This is a genomic window from Clostridium sp. 'deep sea' (assembly GCF_014931565.1).
Taxonomy (GTDB): Bacteria; Bacillota; UBA994; order PWPR01; family PWPR01.
The window spans coordinates 620,184-639,786 of sequence record NZ_CP063353.1 but is presented as its reverse complement, the minus strand read 5'-3'; the positions used below and the strand labels follow the sequence as shown (position 1 = coordinate 639,786).

Here is a 19,603-nt window from a genome sequence, read left to right as displayed (position 1 = left end):
ATGGTATATAAATTAGGAGTGTTTGTGTCTCGGCCTTTTTTACATCTATACAATAAAATAAATGTTCATAATTTACCAAAACCGTTTCCCCAAGGTAAACTTGTGATAAGTGGTAATCATACTTGTTGGATAGACCCATTTTGGTTATCTTCGGTAGTGCCACGCCATGTAAAATACTTAGCAAAAGAGGAGCTTTTTAAAAATCCATTGCTAAAAGCATTATTTCTAAAAGCTGGTGCATTTCCAGTTAAAAGGGGAACAGCAGACCGCAAAGCTATTAAGTTTATGATTGATACCCTTAATAACGATGGTGTAATTGGCATATTCCCAGAGGGCACTCGCAATAAAGAGGGTGTTGGAGAAGCACATAATGGTGCAGCTTATGTTGCACTCAAAACAGGTAGCTCAGTACTTCCGGTTACTATCAATATAAGTGAACATAAGTTTAGAAGTGAGGTTGATATTACCTTTCATGATTTAATAAAAGTTGAGTCAGAGAAAAAGATTGCTAAAGAAAAATTAAACGATTTAACTCAAAATATTATGAAGGTAATAGCAAGTCGCTTAAACTAGGTGTTAAAATGGGTAAAATAATATTAGCGAAACATGCAGGATTTTGTATGGGAGTTAGAGAAGCTATAAAGTTAGCAGAAAGCATATTGGATTCTGGTAATGTAACAGTAGATGGTGCTTTAGTTCATAACGAGGATGTTATGAGTGATTTAATGTCTAAAGGTTTAGCATTGTGGGATGGTAAAGCTAAAGTTAGTAATGGCAAAATCCTTATCAAAGCACATGGCGCTCCAATTGATAAAATTAAGAACATGATAGGTGACAACTGTGACATTTTTGATGCTACATGCCCTCATGTTAAAAGAATTCATAAAATTGCTGAAGAAGCTGTACAGAAAAATGCTCTATTAATTATTTATGGTGATTTTAAACATCCTGAAGTAAAAGGCATTGTTAGTAGAGCAGGTAGCAAGTGTATTGTTACTAAAGATGTAAATGATTTAGCAGATATTTTAGGCTCGAATGAGTTTTTGTATGTAGTTGCTCAAACTACTTCAAATAACCTTAAATGGACAAAATTTACATCTAAAATCAAAAAAAAGCACGCTAAACTAAATATTTTTCAAACTATTTGCCCTGCAACAGCAATTAGACAGCGTGCAAGTGTTGACTTGGCTCGTCAAGTTGATATAATGCTAATTGTGGGTGGATATCACAGTTCTAACACCAGAAGATTATACGAGCTGTGTAGCCAAACTGGTGTAAGTGCTTATCATATAGCTAATGCTAATGATATTGATTCAAGCTGGTTTAAAAGTAAGGATCTTATTATAGGTGTTACTGCGGGAGCATCAACGCCGGAATGGGTTATCAAGGAGGTCATTGTGCGAATGGAGAAGAATCTCGAAAAAGAAGCTATGGTAACTGAGGAGACAATGGAAACTGCTGAAGCAGCTGTTGTTGAGAATAAAGAAGTTGCCGAGAACGACGTAGTAGAAGAAAAAGTATCAGAAGTTGAGCAGGAAGCTGCACAACCATCTAACATGGAAGAAATTCTAAGCAACGATGTTGCACCTATTAAACGTAATAGTGTTGTAACTGGTAAAGTTGTTAAAGTTAATGATGATGAAGTGTTAGTTGATATTGGTTACAAATCAGAAGGAATTATTAAACTTCGCGAACTAACAAACGACACATCTCTAACTCCAGCTGATGTAGTTAAAGAAGGTGATGATGTAGAGGTATATGTAGTACGAGTTAGCGACGATAATGGTAATCCTGTATTATCTCTAAAGCGTGCTCAAGCTATTACTGCCTGGAATACAGTACGCGAAGCTTTTGAAAATAAAGAAATTGTTTCTGGTAAAGTACTAGAGGCAGTTAAAGGCGGCTTACTTGTTGATATCTTTGGAATGAGAGCTTTCTTACCTGCTTCATTAGTAGACAGAAGCTATGTTCCTGAGTTAGAAGTTTTTGTTGGACAAGAAATTTCAGCAAAAATTATCGAGATTGACAGACATAAGCGTCGTGTTGTATTATCTCGTCAAATTGTTCTCGAAGATCAATTTAAGAAAGAACAAGAAAAAACTTGGGATGAATTACAAGTAGGTCAAGTTCTTGAAGGTACAGTTCAAAGAATTACTAACTTTGGCGTATTCGTTGATATTGGAGCCGTAGACGGATTAGTTCATATCTCTGAGTTATCTTGGGGTCGTGTTGAGCATCCATCTGAGGTTGTTAAAGAAGGCGACAGCGTAAAGGTTAAAGTATTAGGCGTTGATCGTGAAAACGAGCGAGTTTCTTTAAGTGTTCGTCAAGTATTACCTGATCCTTGGACAACTGTAGAAGAAAACTACAAGTCTGGTGATGTTAAAGAAGGTAAAGTTGTTCGTACAGTTAGCTTTGGTGCATTTGTTGAGTTAGAGCCTGGAGTTGAAGGTTTAGTTCACATTTCTCAATTAGCTTGGAACCATGTAGAGAAAGCTGAGGATGTTGTTAATCCTGGCGATACTGTTACAGTTAAAGTTTTAAGTGTTAGCAAAGAAGAAAAGCGTATTAGTTTAAGCGTTAAAGAAACAACAGAGCGTCCAGCACGCAAAGAGAGACCAAAAAGAGAGCCAAGACGTTCAGTAGAACATACAGAGGCCTCTAGTGTTACATTAGGTGACATGTTTGGTGACTTATTATCAAAAGCTAAAAAAAGAAGCTAATATATTAGTTTATATAGCATAGATAAAATACAAGGGAGTGTTTTAAATGCGAGGCGAAAGAAAGCTTGAGCATGTTAATCACTCTCTTTTGTTATTTAAACAAAAACAGAGTAGTGATGAACATAAAAATATTAGATTTATACCCCAAGAGCTGCCAGAAAAAGATTTATCTGAGATTAGTTTAAATACAAAAATTGCTGGTATTGAGTTAAGGAACTATCTTTTCTTAAATGCTTCTACAGGCGGAACCCAAAATACAACAGAAATGTTAAATAATTTAGCAAAAATTGCAAGTGACCATGAGTTGGCTTTTGCGGTTGGTTCTCAAACAGCAATGATAGCGGAAAATACAGATAATTATTATAAAGCAATTCGTAAAAACAACCCTAAACTCAAAATAATAGCCAATGTGCCAGCACATTTAAGTACAGAAAATGTAAAACGATGTGTAGAAGTATTAGAGGCAGATTTATTACAAGTGCACTTAAACCTAGCACAGGAAGCAGTGATGCCCGAGGGAGATAAGAACTTTGTTGGTTACCTTAAAAACATAAATAATTATGTACAAGCCTTAAATGTGCCTGTAATAATTAAAGGTGTTGGTTATGGCATCTCTAAAGAAACGCTTAAAAAAATTATGGATATAGCCTTTCATGCTGTGGATATAGCTGGTAATAATGGAGTTAACTTTGTTGCTGTTGAAAATAGTAGAAGAAGAAATAGCATAAAAGACCTTGATAATTGGGGTTTAAGTACCTTTGAGTCATTACTTGAGACTAAAGATTTTTTAAATAACAAAAGAGATATTCTTGCAAGCGGTGGTGTTTATTCAGCAGTACAAGCTGTTAAATGTTTAGCTATTGGAGCGAAAGCTATAGGTATAATAACACCTATTTTAAACTATTTAGAGCAAAAAAAATATAAAGAGATTAATCAATTTATAATAAACTATTTAGAAAATACTAAAGTAATAATGAGAATGTTAGCGTGTAAAAATATTAATCAGTTAAGCGGCATTCCATTGCTTATTACTGGTAGATTATATGAATATAGCCAATTAAGGAATATAGATATTAAAAAATATGCTAATAGGTAAGGATAATTAATCTATGTCAGGCAAAAATATAGAAAAGGTTAAAAGGAGTGTGATTTTTTGGCTGGCATGCCTATTGGCTTAATTGCACTTGTTGTATTATCTATATTAATATTCTTTGGTATAGGACAACGAGCTTTAGATAGACTGTATCTAAATGATAAAATGGCATTATTAGTTATTGCCCTCATGTTTGTTGGTACATTTATACCTAATATACCCATAACCGCTGGAATAGCTGTCAACATTGGCGGAGCTCTTATTCCCTTATTACTTGGTATTTATATTTTATATAGAATAGATACAACAAAAGAAAGATGGCGAGCTTTAATAGCGATTGTAGTTACTTCTTTAGCAGTTTATTTAGCAAGTAGATATTTACCTGCAGAAACTGAAACTATGATAATAGAACCAAATTACTTATATGCACTAATTGCTGGTGTAGTTGCTTATATTACTGGTAGAAGTAGAAGAAGTGCCTTTGTAGCAGGTGTGTTTTCTATCATAATAAATGATATAATATACGCTTTTGAAATATATCGACAAGGTCTTGAATCTAAAGTGGTATTGGGTGGAGCTGGTGTATTTGATGCAACTGTTTTAGCGGGTATCTTAGGTGTTTTACTAGCAGAACTTATAGGTGAAACACGAGAGCGTATGAGAGTTAATAAAGAGCATAAAATTGAAAAGGCACATTCAGCTAGTACTCTTGCTTCTCTTGATAATGTGAAGGAGGATGAAAATGAAGAGACTAACTAGTTTATTTATGATTTTGCTTCTTTTATTTACTCCATTAGTTGCATTAGCAACCAGTGATAATGTTTCAGAAAACTACTATATAGTTTACGATAATGAAAACCGAGAGATTTTTGCTAGAGGTAGTAAGGTATATGTAGGTGATATGTACCAATCGAGTGAAGATTTTTTATATAAAATTGTAAGAGTTGATGAAGCCCAAATGAAAGCATGGGCTGAGTTTGTAAGTAAGGTTGAGTTTGGCGATACAACAAAAAACTCTTCAAATGATACTGTGTTCTCAAATAACAAAGACTTTACTGTTGGTATTTATCAAACACATACGGATGAAAGTTATATACCTGGTGATGGTACAGAAAGTAGTAAGTCTAAGGGTGGAATTGTAGATGTAGGTAAGTCTTTAGCCTCTGAGTTAGAAAAGAATGGTTTTAAGGTTATTTTTTCAGAAGATAGCCATGTTCCCCATGACTCAGGTGCTTATCAACGTTCCAGAAGAACCGCTATGGAGATGATAAAAAAAGGAGCAGATGTAGTTGTTGATGTACATCGAGATGCTATCCCTGCCAAGTATTATAAGGCAAACATAAATGGTAAAGAGGTATCAAAAGTAAGGTTTGTGGTGGGTAGACAAAACCCTAATCAACAGGCGAATAAACAGTTTGCTCAAAAGCTTAAGCAAATAGCCGATAAAAAATACCCTGGCTTAGTAAAGGATATTTACTTTGCCAGAGGTGGATATAATCAGGATTTAGGTCCTAGAGTAATTTTAGTAGAGATTGGCTCACATAAAATAAGTAAAAAGGATGCTACTGAGGGAGCCTCACTTTTTGCTGGTGTATTATCTGATTATTTAGGTGGAGGTAATGCCGTAGGTAATGCTGGCTCAACAAGCTCTATCATGTATTTAGTAATTGGAGCAATTGTAGTATTTGGTATTTTTTTGTTTATTAACTATGGTTCTTGGGGTAGCTTTAAAAAGAATGTTATAGATGAAACTAAAAAACGCTATGCTTCAGCACTAGCTAAGTATCGAAAAAAGGATAAGTAAGTTAAGGCATTTAGTTACTGAGTTAACTAAATGCTTACCAGTAAATGAAGAATCTATGTTTGAAGAATTGCTTTAATTGTAAGTTCTTCTTTATAGATTCTTTTTTCTATGATATTATTTAATACGCTTGTTTATAAAAAGTATATTATAATTACTTTGAGGTGAAGGTGAAAATTATGGCTTATGCGTTGATAGATAGTATAAAAGAAAATAGTATTGCAAAAGAGTTGGGTTTAAAGCAAGGAGATAAGTTAGTTACCATTAATGGTCAAGAGGTTGGTGATATTCTTGACTATATGATACATATAGCTGATGACTATCTTGAATTACTAGTTTTACATGAAGATAATACAGAAACTGAATTTGCAATAGAAAAAGATTTTGATGAAGACTTAGGCATAGTTTTTACTCCTCCAACTATTACGCCTATTACAAAATGCCATAATAATTGTAAGTTTTGTTTTGTTTCACAAATGCCTAAAGGTATGCGTGAAACTCTATATATAAAAGATGATGATTATAGACTGTCTTTTTTATCGGGCAGTTATATGACTGGTACAAATTTAAAACAAACAGATATTGAACGTATCAAGAGACTAAATTTAAGCCCTTTATATATTTCTGTTCATCAAACTAGAGATAGAAATAGTTTAATACGGTATAAAAAAGATTTTGATATATTAAGTTTTTTACGGGATTTTAAAGAAAGTGGTATTTGTTTTCATGCTCAAATAGTATTGTGTCCTGGACTTAATGATGGTCAAGTTCTAAAACAAACCTTAGATGATTTAAACACGTTAATGCCTAACTTGTTGTCATTAGCAGTTGTTCCAGTAGGATTAACAAAGTTTAGAGAAAATTTGTTTGACCTAAGACCCTTAACTAAAAATGAAGCAAGGGATATAATAGATTTATGTAATGGTTATGGAGATAAACATAAAGCGGATTATGGCAAAAGAGTTATCTATTTATCTGATGAAATTTACTTAAAAGCCCAAAAACAAGTGCCTAAGGCAGGTTATTATGAAGATTATTCGCAGTTAGAGAATGGAATAGGCATGATTAGACTATTAATTGACCAATTTAATGATTCATTTAAAGAAAACTATGTTAAAATATGTGGGTTAGAGTTTAAAAGAAAAATTACAATAGCAACAGGTAAATTAGCATTTAGCTATATAAATGATTTGTTAAATGAGATTAAAAAAATAAATAGTACATTTAAGTATGAAGTATTACAGGTTGAGAACGAGTTTTTTGGTCCATTGATTACAGTGGCAGGATTAATAGTTGGACAAGATTTGATTACTACCTTAAAAAAAGCAGATGTAAACTCAGCAATAATAATACCTAAAAATATGCTACAGTATAACTCTACCAAGTTTTTAGATGATATCACTATATCAGATATAGAAAAAAAATTGAAAATGTGCATTTCCCCTGTAGAGGTAAGTGGAAAGGCATTATTAGATGTAATAATGGAAAAAGGTGTGATGTAAATGTTACCGGTAGTTGCATTAGTTGGTCGACCGAACGTAGGAAAATCAACATTGTTTAATAGGTTTGTTGGTTATCGAAAAGCAATAGTAGAAGATACACCAGGTGTAACAAGAGACCGCTTATATGCTGATTGTGAATGGCAAAATAAGCAGTTTACGGTTATTGATACTGGAGGAATAAATTTTAGTGATGATGATCCATTTGTAGTAGATATAAGGTATCAAGTGGACATTGCAGCCCAAGAAGCTGATGTAATTGTATTTGTAGTAGATGGTAGAGAGGGCATAAATCCCTTAGATCAAGAGATAGCTGGGTACCTAAGAGGTAAAGATAGACCAGTTATTATTGCTTGTAATAAAATAGATACAGTAAATTTAAACGATGAAATGTATGAGTTTTATAACTTAGGTTATGAAGTTATTTTACCAATCTCAGCTTCTAATGGACAAGGAACTGGTGATTTATTAGATTCTATAGTAGATAACTTTCCTTTTGAGGTTAAAGAAAATGACTTAGAAGATAACCTTAAAGTAGCGATAGTTGGCAAACCAAATGTAGGTAAGTCTTCTTTAACTAATAAGCTTTTAGGTGAAGAAAGAACTATTGTAAGTAATATCCCTGGAACTACTAGAGATTCTATAGACTCTAAATTTAAATATAATAAAAGAGATATTGTTTTAATAGATACTGCTGGTTTAAGAAGAAAAGGAAAAATTAAAGAGGATATTGAACGCTTTAGCGTTAGCAGAACACTAAGTGCAGTGGATCGCTGTGATATAGCTTTAATCTTAATAGATGCCGTTGAAGGAATCTCTGAGCAAGACAAAAAAATTGCTGGCTATGCTTACGAAAAAGGTAGAGGTTGCATTATTGTAGTTAACAAATGGGATTTACCAGAAAAAGATGAACATACTCTTGAGCAATTCAAGAAAAAAGTTTATAGTGAAATTCCATTTTTAAAATTTGCTCCTATGGTATTTATATCTGCAAAAACTGGGCAAAGATTACATGCTTTATTAGAATTAATAGAATTTGTATCAGAACAACAGAATATTCGTATACCTACAGGAACATTAAATACAGTAATAGAAGAAGCAACTTTTATGACACCGCCACCAAGCAGTAAAGGCAAGCAATTACGTATTTTATATTGTACTCAAACGGGTGTTAAACCACCTATGTTTGTGCTGTTTGTTAATAATAAAAAACTCATGCATTTTTCATATCAACGTCATTTAGAGAATGTTATAAGAGAAATTTATGGCTTTGTAGGAACACCTATTAAGTGGAAAATTAATGAACGTTCAAGGAGTGGAGATAAGTAATGTTTAAAAATGTTGCAGTTATTGGTGCTGGAGGATGGGGAACCGCATTAAGTGTAGTATTAGCTGATAATTTTAGTAAAGTAACTCTCTGGGCAAGAGAAAAAGAGGTTATGCAGTCTATAAACAATGAACATGTTAATAAGACTTTTTTACCTAATGTAACTTTGGCTAAAAATATTTTTGCAGTTAATGATATTTTTGAGGCAGTAAATAATAAAGATTTAGTTGTATTTGCTGTTCCATCTGCTTATGTAAGCCAAACCTTACAGCTAGTTAAAAATAATATATCAAAAGAAGCAGTAATTATAAATGTTGGCAAAGGCTTTGATCCAACAACTAAAAAAAGACTGAGTGTAATTATCAAAGAAAATTTACCTAATAATAAATTTGCAGTTTTATCAGGACCAAATCATGCAGAAGAAACTGGTAAAAAAATTCCTTCTGCAACTGTTATTGCTGCCGAAGAAAAAGAAACAGCAGAATTATTACAAGATGCTTTTATGACATCTTATTTTAGAGTATATACTAGCTCAGATATAGTTGGTGTTGAACTAGGTGGTGCTCTTAAAAATATCATTGCTTTAGCAACTGGGATACTTGATGGCTTAAGTTATGGGGATAACACAAGAGCAGCTTTAATGACTAGGGGTATCTCTGAAATAACTAGATTAGGAAAAGCTATGGGAGCAACATCAATGACTTTTGCGGGCCTGTCGGGGATAGGAGATTTAATTGTAACATGCACATCAATGCATAGTAGAAATAGAAGGTGTGGTATAGCCCTAGGTAAAGGTGTATCTTTAAAAGAATACTTAAGTCAAACAAAAATGGAAGTAGAGGGTGTAGGAGCTTGTAGATCAGCTTATCATTTAGCCCAAAAACATAATGTTAGAATGCCAATTACATCTACACTGTATAGAATACTCTATGAAGGTTTATCTGGTAAAGATGCTGTAAAAGAGCTAATGACAGGTGATAAAAGGCATGAAATAGAAGACATAGCATTTTAATAATGTAATCTTTAAATAAATAGATAGCAAGATAATTACAAAAATAACAAGAAATCCGGTGAAAACCGGATTTTTTTTTATACAAGCCGAATTATCGTAGGACAATTTGCATATTAGTTAACAGGCTCAATAATAATATGATTTAATTAGTAAGATTCAGGGAGGGGACGTATTAATGGATCAGCTGTATAAAGATTTAATTCAACGCACAGGCGGTGATATTTACTTAGGAGTTGTAGGCCCTGTTAGAACAGGCAAGTCTACATTTATTAAAAAATTTATGGAGCTCTTTGTTATTCCTGAAATTAAAGATGACTTAGAGCTTGAAAGAGCTACAGATCAATTACCACAGAGTGGTACAGGAAAAATGGTAATGACTACTGAGCCTAAATTCATTCCAGAAGATGCGATTGAGATTGATCTAACAGACAATACTAGTATGAGGGTTAGGTTAGTAGATTGCGTTGGATACATGATAAATGGAGCCCAGGGTTACGAAGATGAAGAGGGGCCACGTATGGTTATGACACCCTGGTTTGAAGAACCTGTTCCATTTGCTGAGGCTGCTGAAATTGGTACTGAAAAAGTAATGCGTGAGCACTCAACTATTGGGGTAGTAATAACAACAGATGGTAGTATAGTTGACATTGAACGTGAAAACTATATTGCTGCCGAAGAAAAAATTATTAACGAAATGCAACGCATTCAAAAGCCTTTTGTGGTAATCTTAAACACCCAAAATCCTAACTCCGAAGAAACAGAAGTACTTCAACAAGAACTAGCTGAAAAATATGCAGTATCAATAATTCCTGTTGATGTTAGTAATATGGGTAACGAAGAAATGTATAAAATACTTCAAGAGGTGCTTTATGAGTTCCCATTACAAGAAATTAACATCACCATGCCAGATTGGCTAGAAAAATTGCCAAAAAAACATTGGCTATCTAAAAAAATACACGAACATGTGAGTACATCTAGTTATGGTGCTAATACAGTAAGAGATATTTTAAGTCTTACAGAGAAGCTGCTATCTATAGACTATATCTCCGAAGTTATTTTAGAGAAATTACAACTAGGTGAAGGTATAGCAGATATTAAAATTGTAATGCCTCAAGAGCTCTTTATGCAAATATTAAAAGAAATAACTGGTTTAGACTTAACAACAATTGATGATTTAATTCCTCATTTATATGGTTATGTAGAAGCTAAGAATGAATATGACATGATAAAAGAAGCGCTTATGTCAGCCAGAAAAATGGGATATGGTGTTGTGCCTCCAAAAATGTTAGAAATGATTTTAGAAGAACCTGAGATTATAAGGCAAGGTAATAGGTTTGGGGTAAGGCTAAAAGCTAGTGCTCCCTCATATCATATTGTTAAAGTAGATGTAGAATCTGAGGTAGCTCCTATAATCGGTTCTGAACGACAGAGTGAGGAGCTAATTAAATACTTACTAGATGAGTTTGAAGCAAGCCCAGAGCGTCTTTGGGAATCTAATATATTTGGTAAATCACTACAAACACTTGTTGAAGAAGGTATTCAGAAAAAGCTCTTTAATATGCCGGAAAATGCTCGTGACAAATTAAGAGAAGCACTAGAAAAGATAATTAATGAAGGAAATGGTGGACTAATAGCTATTATCCTTTAGTCTATGTAATAATACTTATCAAGCTTCCACTTAGTGGTGGCTTTTTATTTTATAATTTATGAAGTAACGATTTGCTTTGGCAGATCGTTAAATTTTTTAAATAGAAATTTAGATTAATGGTGAAAGCAATTTTTATCTGTACTATTACTTAGATATTTAACTTTTTATGATATGTCAGTACCTATATTTTAACTGAGGCATAACATATAGTATGAGAAATTAGAGAAAGGTGGGTTAGTTATTAGTAAAAACATTAGTGTTATTTATGATGATGAAAGATACAAATATTTAGTTTATGAACTATCCAAATTAGATTATAAGGTTTACGTATTAAATGCACCCGTACTTAAAACATATGCAAATATTAAGCTGATAAATAATCCAGAAGAAATGCCTGCAAATATGCAAGCAATTATTCTGCCTGTTAGGGGTTTAGAAAGCGATTATTCAGCAATATCAAAATGGAATAAAAAGGCTTGCTATTTTGGTAAACAGTTTTTTACAAACCTACAAAAAGGCTCAAAAATAATAGGAGTTGTGCAAAAAAACAAAATTGAAATAAGTGATATTATTTTATTAAACAACGATGATAATTTTGCACTAAAAAATGCCTTACTAACAGCAGAGGGTTCACTTTATGCCTTAATGCAATTAAGTAAAAAAGCTGTAAGAGATACTAATAGTTATGTTTTAGGTTATGGAAAATGTGGTAAAGCATTAGCTCGTTTGTTAAAAGCAGTTGATATAAATACTACAGTTGTTGCAAGAAGAGAGGTGTCCAGATCAGAGGCTTGGAGAGATGGTTTTAGAGGCATAGGCTATAGTCAGTTTGTACAAGAAATAAAAAAAGCAGATTCAATATTTAACACTGTACCAGCATATATATTGTGTGAATGTGTATTGCGTAAAATGAGTCAAAATACAGTTATAATAGATATTGCTTCTAGTCCAGGTGGTACAGATTTTGAAGTAGCTGAACAGTTGGGTATAAAAGCTGTGTTAAAACCCGGTATTCCTGGAAAATATTCACCCTCATCTGCTGGAGAAATAATGGCAAATTGCATTAATAAAAAATTAATAGAGGGAGGAGTATAAGTGATTATTGGATTTGCTTTAACAGGTTCTTTTTGTACTTTTCATAAAACAATGCCTGTTTTAAGTAAGCTAAAAGATAAAGGTTATGATATAATACCGATAATGAGTAGTAATGTTTATACAATAAATACGAGATTTGGAGAGGCTCAATATTGGAAAGATGAAGTAGAGCGGATAACGGGTAATAAGATACTATATACGCTGCCAGATGTTGAACCAATTGGTCCAAAAAATCTTTTAGATATGATAGTTGTAGCACCATGTACAGGAAATACCTTAGCAAAGCTTGCAAATGGTATTAGTGATACTTCGGTAACAATGGCCTGTAAATCTCAATGGAGAAACCAAAAGCCTGTAGTATTAGCGATTTCAACTAATGATGGATTAGGAATAAATATGCAAAATATTGCCAAACTAATGGTAAATAAAAATGTATATTTTGTGCCATTTGGTCAAGATAATCCCACTGCAAAACCAAAATCTTTGGTTTCTGATATGACTTTAGTTCCAGATGCAATAAATGCTGCACTTAAATATCAACAATTACAACCAGTAATTATAACATACAGATAAGGATGCTTAATATGAGAATACTAGTGCAAAAATATGGAGGTACTTCTGTTGCCACAGAAGAAGCAAGACAATTGCTTGCCGACAGTGTCAAAAATGCAGAAAAAAAAGACTATAAACTGGTTATTGTAGTGTCTGCTATGGGTAGACTTGGGCAGCCGTATGCAACCGATACTTTACTTAGCTTAATAGATAATAAAAAAGAAGTAGTACCGAGCAGAGAAAAAGATCTACTAATGTCTTGTGGAGAAATTATATCTGCAGTAGTAGTTGCTGCTAAAATTCAGCAAGAGGGTTTAAAAGCTAAGGTATTAACAGGTTTTCAGGCTGGTATAAAAACTACATCTAACTTTAATAATGCCAGAATAATAAATATTGATACAAAAAGAATAATAGCGGCTCTTGAAAATAATAAAGTAGTAATTGTTGCTGGTTTTCAAGGTATGGATAAAAATAATGACATTACTACACTTGGAAGAGGCGGTAGTGATACTACAGCCATAGCTTTAGGTATTGCATTAGAGGCAGAAAGGGTTGAAATTTATACTGATGTAACAGGAGTTATGACAGCAGATCCAAGAGTTGCTCCTGAAGCATACGTAATGAATAAAATATCTTACCAAGAGTTATTTCAAATGACCAGTAAAGGAGCAAAAGTTGTGCACCCACGTGCTGTAGAATTAGCTATGGAACATCACATACCACTGCTGGTAGCTACTGCCAATAATGCTGAACAGGGCACCTTAATAATTGATAGTGAGAGCGAAAGAACTTATGAAAATAAAGTTGGCAGAGTAATAACTGCTATTGCGCATATGAAGGGATTAGTGCAGTTCAATATTAAAAACTTAGGTGCAAATCAATCAAAAAAATTATATGAATCACTGGCAGACGCTGGAGTAAGTTTAGATTTAATTAATATTGGCACTATTGGACATCATTTTGTTACAAATAAAAGCAGTTATAAAAAAGCTATATATGTTATGGATAAATTAAACCTTGAGTATCAGGTTACTAATAATGTTAGTAAGGTTTCATGTATTGGTGCGGGTATGCATAATCAGCCAGGTGTTTTATCACAAATAGTAAGCACCTTAGTAGAAAATGAAATTGAAATACTGCAAACAAGTGATTCGCATATGACAATAACCTGTTTAGTAAAAGAAGCAGATACTAATGAAGCAGTAAGATTATTACACCAAAAATTCTGTACAAGTAACTATAATTAACCTATTAACTAATACTATTATTTTAAATAATGTTAGGTTTAAGCTATTTATGTTAAATAATAAACTTTTATACAAAGGAAATGACACTGTCATTTCCTTTTAATGTATATCTCCTGCAAAAAGATAAATACTATACTAGAAAGTGCAGGTGTTATTATGAATAATCAGAATCCTAATCAAAACCAAAATCAAAATGAAAATTTACAAACACTAAATCAAATGGGGCAAACCAAAGTTGTTGAGGATAACAGTAATATACATATAATAACTATTATAGGACAAGTTGAGGGTCATGTGGTTTTACCACCGCAAAATAAAACAACTAAGTATGAACATATTTTACCTCAGCTAGTTGCTATAGAACAGAACCCAAATATAAAAGGTATTTTAGTTTTAATAAATACTGTAGGGGGCGATGTTGAAGCAGGGTTGGCTATTGCAGAAGTTATTTCGAGCATGTCTACACCAACTGTCACCATAGTGTTAGGTGGAGGTCACTCAATTGGTATACCTATTGCTGTAGCAGGTGATTATAGCTTTATTGTAACAACAGCTACTATGACCGTACATCCTGTAAGGTTAAATGGCATGGTAATAACTGTACCTCAAACCTATGATCATTTAAATAAAATGCAGGAGCGCATTGTTAGATTTGTTGTAGAAAACTCTAATATTTCCGACGAGAATTACCGAAAATTAATGTTTAACACAGGGGAGCTTTCTACAGATATTGGAACTGTATTAGTTGGAGAAGAGGCTGTTAAAGATGGTTTAATAGATGCTATAGGTGGAGTTAGTCATGCTATTACAAAATTAAGAGAAATAATGAATGGTGCAAGTTAATGCTTTACACCATAATCCCTATAGGGGATGTTTTAAGAGATATTGAAAAAGAGAAAATAAAGCCCTATGATGAACTAACTATTAATGGTGTTTCTTGCTATGTGGAAAAAATAACCGATTTTGAATACAAAATTATTCGAGTTCATAGTTCTAATCCTAGTGATTATTTAAATAATAGCCTGCAACCAGGTAGTATTATTAACTTAAAAAACAATCTCTAAATAAATAATATTTAAACATTATAATGACTTAAAACAACTGGAGCTATTTTATGATAGCTCCAGTTTGTTAAATCTTTATATTAAAAATATGGTACAAATGGTGGTGGAGGATCTATTGATGGAGGACTTTCACCCGGACAACGATATACATACCTCTGATAATTAGTTTGTTCAGCTCTTCTACAAGCATCACATTTTTGATAACGAATTATATCCACTAAAAAATACTTGTCATAGTGATCAAATCCTAAGCGACAACTTCTTAAACCAAGATACTCAACAGCTACATTTCGAGTGTAGGTTTGATACTTTCCACTTGCACCACACCATGGGCAGTGTCCTGGCTTGGCAGTAACAAGCTGAGAAAGAGACAACATAAAACCACAGATAAGTAATACAATAAACATTTTTTTAAGCAGTTTATTCACTAGTTTTCCTCCTATATTATTTTAATTAAAACACTTAGTATTCATGCATTTATACTCTTTAGAAATATTATCATTCATGTTCAAAATTTGGTGGAGGATCAACTTGTGGTTCGCTATCTGTAGGACAACAGTAGCAATATGTATCATAAGACGTAGCACGATATCCACCACATTTATAGCAATACATAGAGAGTTCTGTTTAGATAATATAATTTATCCATATGAGGGTGCCCAAGTCTGCATGGTTATTCACCTCCTTTTGATAATCTTGTTTAATTTTATCACATTAAAAAGGCGTAACTTGACAAATAAAGTCGAAATAAAGTAATTTAAAGCAATTAAGGTAAATTTTGTTTATTGATGTTAAACATTATTATAATTATTTTAATTTGGCTTTTACATTTTAGTAATAAGCTAATAATTGACTAAGCATTCTTGAGTTAATCTTTCGAAAAATAGAGGTTTTATTACATATTTTTAACTTAATATTATGATATAATAAAAGTTGTTGCAAAGGAGGATGTGTGGATGTGGATTAAAGCATTAATACTCGGAATTATTCAAGGGTTTGCAGAGTTTTTGCCCATTAGTAGCTCTGGTCATTTAGTATTAGCCAGTGAAATATTACAAATTAATGCTCCTGGTAACGTAATGGAAGTAATGCTTCATTTAGGAACATTAGGGTCTGTGTTTGTTTGTTTCTGGGATAAAATTAAAATGCTAATCATTGACTTCTTTAGTCTTTTTATAAGAAAAAGAAGCAGAGTCCGTAGTGAAGCAGCAAATTATAAGAATTTATCTCTGTATTTAATCTTAGCATCAATTCCAGCAGTTGTAACAGGACTATTTTTAGATAGTTATTTTCAAGAGTTATTTGATAAAGTCATTTATACTGGGGTAGCATTATTGTTTACAGCAGGTGTATTATGGTTTGCTGATTATTACTCAAAAGGCAGGAAAAAACTAAATAAAATAAAAGCAAAGGATGCATTCATAATTGGTTTATGGCAGAGTATAGCGGTTTTCCCCGGCATATCAAGGGCGGGAATGACTATATTTGGTGGTTTAAAAAGAGGATTAAAAAAGAATCTGCTGTAGAATGGTCCTTTTTAATGTCAATACCTGTGATTGCAGGAGCTACTATTTTAAAGATACCTGCTTTATTTACAACAACTGGACTTGATATAAAGAGTATAATAATAGGTACTATTGCTTCATTTTTAGCTGGAATTGTAGCTATTAAATTTTTATTAGCATTTATTAAACAGCGAGGATGGAAAGCATTTTCTGTGTACTGTGCTGTTGTTGGTATAATTATTATATTAACTACCATATTTTAAACTTAATACACTTAGCTAGCTAGCTAAGTGTATTAAAATAATCATTATAAAGTATTATTTATAGTTTACTAATTTATTATATTTTAGGTATTATATATATATAGGGTTTACATAAGAAAAAAACGAGGTGAGTTAAGTGCCAAAAATAGAGAAGGCTCCAAAAGGTAATAAATTTAAATACGAGATAATAGGAATATCAACTATCTTTGTGGCCATTTTTATAGCATTTATTTTATTGAATAGTAATAACTCAGGTTTTATTGGTATGTTTTTATATAGGGTAATAGCAAATGTTTTTGGTGCTAATGGCTCATGGTTTTTAGTATTTATAGTAGCAAGCTTAGGGGTAAGTATAATTACTAGAAATACTGTAGAGTTTAGTTTTAAATTTCAATTATGTTCAATTTTTTTATTAGTTACAATTTTAAGTATAGTTCATTTGTTTTGTATACCTAACCTTAATGATGCATTCTCGCTTGGAATGAAAAGCACAGGTGGTGGAATTATTGGGGGACTGAGTTTATTTATTTTATATAAGGCAATAGGTTATTATGGCACAATTATTGCTTTAACTGCTTTTTTACTGATAAATATTTTAATTATAACAAAGGTTAGTTTTGTAGGTTTTGTTAAAAAAGCATATGCTTTTGTTAAAGAGCAAATCAGTAATATAAAACAAAGCAAAAAGCCTCAAAAAATAAAAAAAAGTAGTGAAAAAGATTCCTTTATTATTGAAGGAAGAACAAGTACAACTGCTAGTGATAAACGCAAAAAAAAGAAAGAAATAAAAGAAACTAAAATAACTAAATCTAGTACAGCTGAAAATAAAGCTGTAGATAATTCTCAATCTGTTTCTGATCAGGAAGAGCCACAAGTGGTTATGCAACTTGCAATACCTGATATAGAGTATAATACACCTTCGCTTGATTTATTGGAGGATTTTGAAGATTTAACAGAGAACAATCAGCATAGTATTAGAGAACAGGCTTCAAAAATAGAAGAAACTCTCAAAAACTTTAAGATTGAATCTAGGGTAACACGAGTTTCAGTAGGTCCAACAATAACTAGATATGAACTGCAAATAGCTGCTGGAGTTAAAGTAAGTAGAGTGTCTTCTTTAGAGGATGATATAGCATTAAGTTTAGCGGTAGCTAACATAAGAATAGAAGCCCCTATCCCAGGCAAGGCTGCTATCGGAATTGAGGTTCCTAATACCTCTAATAGTGTTGTATTTTTAAAGCAAGTTTTAACAAGTGAAGAATATCAAGCTAAAAGTGGAAATGTTGTTGTAGGTTTAGGTTTAGATATATCGGGTAGGCCTATTATTGCTGATATATGTAAAACTCCACATATGCTGATAGCTGGGGCAACAGGCTCAGGAAAATCGGTATGTATTAATGTAATTATTAATAGCATTTTATTTAGGTATGCTCCTACTGATGTGAAATTTGTTATGATTGATCCAAAGCGAGTTGAGTTAAGCTGCTATAATGGACTACCACATCTTCTTACACCAGTTGTTACAGACCCGAAAAAGGCATCGTCAGCTTTATTTTGGGTAGTGCAGGAGATGGACAAGCGTTATGAAAAGTTAGCAAAACGTGGAGCAAGAGATATTAATAGGTATAACGAAATTATTGCTAAGGATATTGTTGTTAATCCAGAGCAAGATAGTGAGAAGTTACCGTTTATTATTGTTATTATAGATGAGTTAGCTGACTTAATGATGGTTGCCTCAAAAGATGTAGAAGATGCAATTTGTAGAATTGCTCAAATGGGACGAGCTGCGGGTATTCACTTAGTAATTGGTACTCAAAGACCATCGGTGGATGTAATAACTGGGCTTATTAAAGCAAATATACCTGCTAGAATTGCATTTGCTGTTTCCTCGGCAATAGATAGTAGAACTATATTAGATATGTCAGGGGCAGAAAAGCTATTGGGTAAAGGTGATATGTTATATGCAGAACCAGGAAAAAGCAAGCCAATTAGAGTTCAAGGAGCATATATTTCAGAGCAAGAGGTTGCTGACGTAGTAAAGTCAATTACAAATCAAACTAGTGCTCAATATGTTAAAGAAGACTTTGAAGAAAAAACAAAAAATACAGGTGCAATTGATAGTGATGTGGATGAGTATTTTAATGATGCAGTTAAGTTAATTGTGGATAATAATTCAGCCTCTATATCCATGATTCAACGAAGATTTAGAGTTGGTTATGCAAGAGCAGCTAGAATAATTGATCAATTAGAGCAGGCTGGTATTGTAGGTGGGTACGAAGGAAGTAAACCACGTAAGGTATTTGCAGACACTGAAATAGTAAGCAAAATATTAAATAATAAAGAGTAGGGGGAATAAAATTGTCTGAAGTTGGTATTTATTTAAAAAGTAGAAGAGAAGAGTTAAATATAAGCTACGAAGAACTATATGAAAGCACCAAAATAAGAATACTTTATTTAAAAGCTATAGAAGAAGGAAATTTTGAGAGTTTACCTGGTGAGGTTTATTTAAGGGGATTTTTAAGGACAATTTCTCGTGAATTAAAGGTAGATTATGACCATGTATTAGCTTTATATGAAAGTGAAACTAAAAAATCAAGTGCTGAAGGCGATATTGAAGAAGTTACTCAAAAAAATATTAAACCAAATGATGGAAAAAAAAGTGGTAAAAGTGCAATTGTTTGGGTAGTATTTGGCATAATAATAGTGGGCTGTATAATAGCAGCATTTATGCTATCTCAAAAAACACCAGCTTCTTTGCTTTTTTAGGTTGCTTG

The 19,603-nt window shown here is 32.6% G+C and carries 19 protein-coding genes; 18 read left to right on the top strand and 1 reads right to left on the bottom strand.

The genetic code is table 11. The annotated features are described in order from the left end of the window. The 14 genes from IMX26_RS03035 (at position 1) to IMX26_RS02970 (ending at position 15,061) form a co-directional block, all read left to right on the top strand. Entirely contained in the window at positions 1–573 is a 573-nt protein-coding gene (locus IMX26_RS03035) for a lysophospholipid acyltransferase family protein (protein WP_195160223.1), read from the top strand. Between the two features lie 8 nt (positions 574–581). Beyond that, complete coding sequence (locus IMX26_RS03030) at positions 582–2,723, top strand: bifunctional 4-hydroxy-3-methylbut-2-enyl diphosphate reductase/30S ribosomal protein S1 (RefSeq protein WP_195160222.1); 2,142 nt, start codon at positions 582–584, stop codon at positions 2,721–2,723. A gap of 46 nt (positions 2,724–2,769) precedes the next feature. Beyond that, positions 2,770–3,819, top strand: a complete 1,050-nt coding sequence (gene fni / locus IMX26_RS03025; protein ID WP_195160221.1) for a type 2 isopentenyl-diphosphate Delta-isomerase — start codon at positions 2,770–2,772, stop codon at positions 3,817–3,819. 66 nt (positions 3,820–3,885) lie between these two features. Continuing rightward, positions 3,886–4,575, top strand: coding sequence for a DUF1614 domain-containing protein (locus tag IMX26_RS03020; RefSeq protein WP_195161326.1), 690 nt, complete (start codon positions 3,886–3,888; stop codon positions 4,573–4,575). Beyond that, positions 4,559–5,620 carry a stage II sporulation protein P gene (spoIIP, locus tag IMX26_RS03015; protein ID WP_195160220.1) on the top strand — a complete coding sequence of 354 codons (1,062 nt, stop codon included), beginning with the start codon at positions 4,559–4,561 and terminating at the stop codon, positions 5,618–5,620. Before IMX26_RS03020 ends, spoIIP begins: the two co-directional genes overlap by 17 nt. Before the next feature lie 176 nt (positions 5,621–5,796). Continuing rightward, positions 5,797–7,119 (top strand): DUF512 domain-containing protein, encoded by a 1,323-nt coding sequence (locus tag IMX26_RS03010; RefSeq protein WP_195161325.1) that lies wholly within the window; start codon positions 5,797–5,799, stop codon positions 7,117–7,119. Beyond that, the gene (gene der, locus IMX26_RS03005) at positions 7,120–8,445 is read left to right on the top strand and encodes a ribosome biogenesis GTPase Der (RefSeq protein ID WP_195160219.1); all 1,326 of its coding nucleotides are present in this window, start codon (positions 7,120–7,122) and stop codon (positions 8,443–8,445) included. Next, positions 8,445–9,455: an NAD(P)H-dependent glycerol-3-phosphate dehydrogenase gene (locus tag IMX26_RS03000; RefSeq protein ID WP_195160218.1), complete on the top strand. Its 1,011-nt coding sequence runs from the start codon at positions 8,445–8,447 to the stop codon at positions 9,453–9,455. The genes der and IMX26_RS03000 overlap by 1 nt, the downstream gene beginning before the upstream one ends. 175 nt (positions 9,456–9,630) lie before the next feature. Next, positions 9,631–11,103, top strand: a complete 1,473-nt coding sequence (gene spoIVA, locus IMX26_RS02995) for a stage IV sporulation protein A (protein WP_195160217.1) — start codon at positions 9,631–9,633, stop codon at positions 11,101–11,103. A gap of 240 nt (positions 11,104–11,343) precedes the next feature. Continuing rightward, on the top strand, positions 11,344–12,198 hold the full coding sequence (locus tag IMX26_RS17770) for a dipicolinate synthase subunit DpsA (RefSeq protein WP_347707908.1): 855 nt from the start codon (positions 11,344–11,346) through the stop codon (positions 12,196–12,198). Further along, a complete protein-coding gene (locus IMX26_RS02985; RefSeq protein ID WP_243259305.1) occupies positions 12,199–12,771 on the top strand; it encodes a dipicolinate synthase subunit B in 573 nt (190 codons plus the stop codon). Between the two features lie 11 nt (positions 12,772–12,782). After that, entirely contained in the window at positions 12,783–13,997 is a 1,215-nt protein-coding gene (gene dapG, locus IMX26_RS02980; protein WP_195160215.1) for an aspartate kinase, read from the top strand. Positions 13,998–14,153: 156 nt separating this feature from the next. Continuing rightward, positions 14,154–14,840 carry an ATP-dependent Clp protease proteolytic subunit gene (locus tag IMX26_RS02975; RefSeq protein WP_195160214.1) on the top strand — a complete coding sequence of 229 codons (687 nt, stop codon included), beginning with the start codon at positions 14,154–14,156 and terminating at the stop codon, positions 14,838–14,840. Continuing rightward, a complete protein-coding gene (locus IMX26_RS02970; RefSeq protein ID WP_195160213.1) occupies positions 14,840–15,061 on the top strand; it encodes a YlzJ-like family protein in 222 nt (73 codons plus the stop codon). Before IMX26_RS02975 ends, IMX26_RS02970 begins: the two co-directional genes overlap by 1 nt. Before the next feature lie 80 nt (positions 15,062–15,141). Here IMX26_RS02970 and IMX26_RS02965 read toward each other — a convergent pair whose 3' ends face one another. Then, positions 15,142–15,489: a hypothetical protein gene (locus IMX26_RS02965; RefSeq protein WP_195160212.1), complete on the bottom strand. Its 348-nt coding sequence runs from the start codon at positions 15,487–15,489 to the stop codon at positions 15,142–15,144. Positions 15,490–16,017: 528 nt separating this feature from the next. Between IMX26_RS02965 and IMX26_RS02960 the strand changes: the two genes are divergently transcribed. From IMX26_RS02960 to IMX26_RS02945, 4 genes are all read left to right on the top strand, one after another. Then, positions 16,018–16,587: an undecaprenyl-diphosphate phosphatase gene (locus IMX26_RS02960; protein ID WP_195160211.1), complete on the top strand. Its 570-nt coding sequence runs from the start codon at positions 16,018–16,020 to the stop codon at positions 16,585–16,587. 14 nt (positions 16,588–16,601) lie between these two features. Further along, positions 16,602–16,829 carry an undecaprenyl-diphosphate phosphatase gene (locus tag IMX26_RS02955; RefSeq protein WP_195160210.1) on the top strand — a complete coding sequence of 76 codons (228 nt, stop codon included), beginning with the start codon at positions 16,602–16,604 and terminating at the stop codon, positions 16,827–16,829. A 136-nt stretch (positions 16,830–16,965) separates the two neighbouring features. After that, positions 16,966–19,176, top strand: a complete 2,211-nt coding sequence (locus IMX26_RS02950) for a DNA translocase FtsK (RefSeq protein ID WP_243259304.1) — start codon at positions 16,966–16,968, stop codon at positions 19,174–19,176. Positions 19,177–19,187: 11 nt separating this feature from the next. Then, on the top strand, positions 19,188–19,595 hold the full coding sequence (locus IMX26_RS02945) for a helix-turn-helix domain-containing protein (protein ID WP_195160209.1): 408 nt from the start codon (positions 19,188–19,190) through the stop codon (positions 19,593–19,595). Positions 19,596–19,603: the final 8 nt, after the last annotated feature.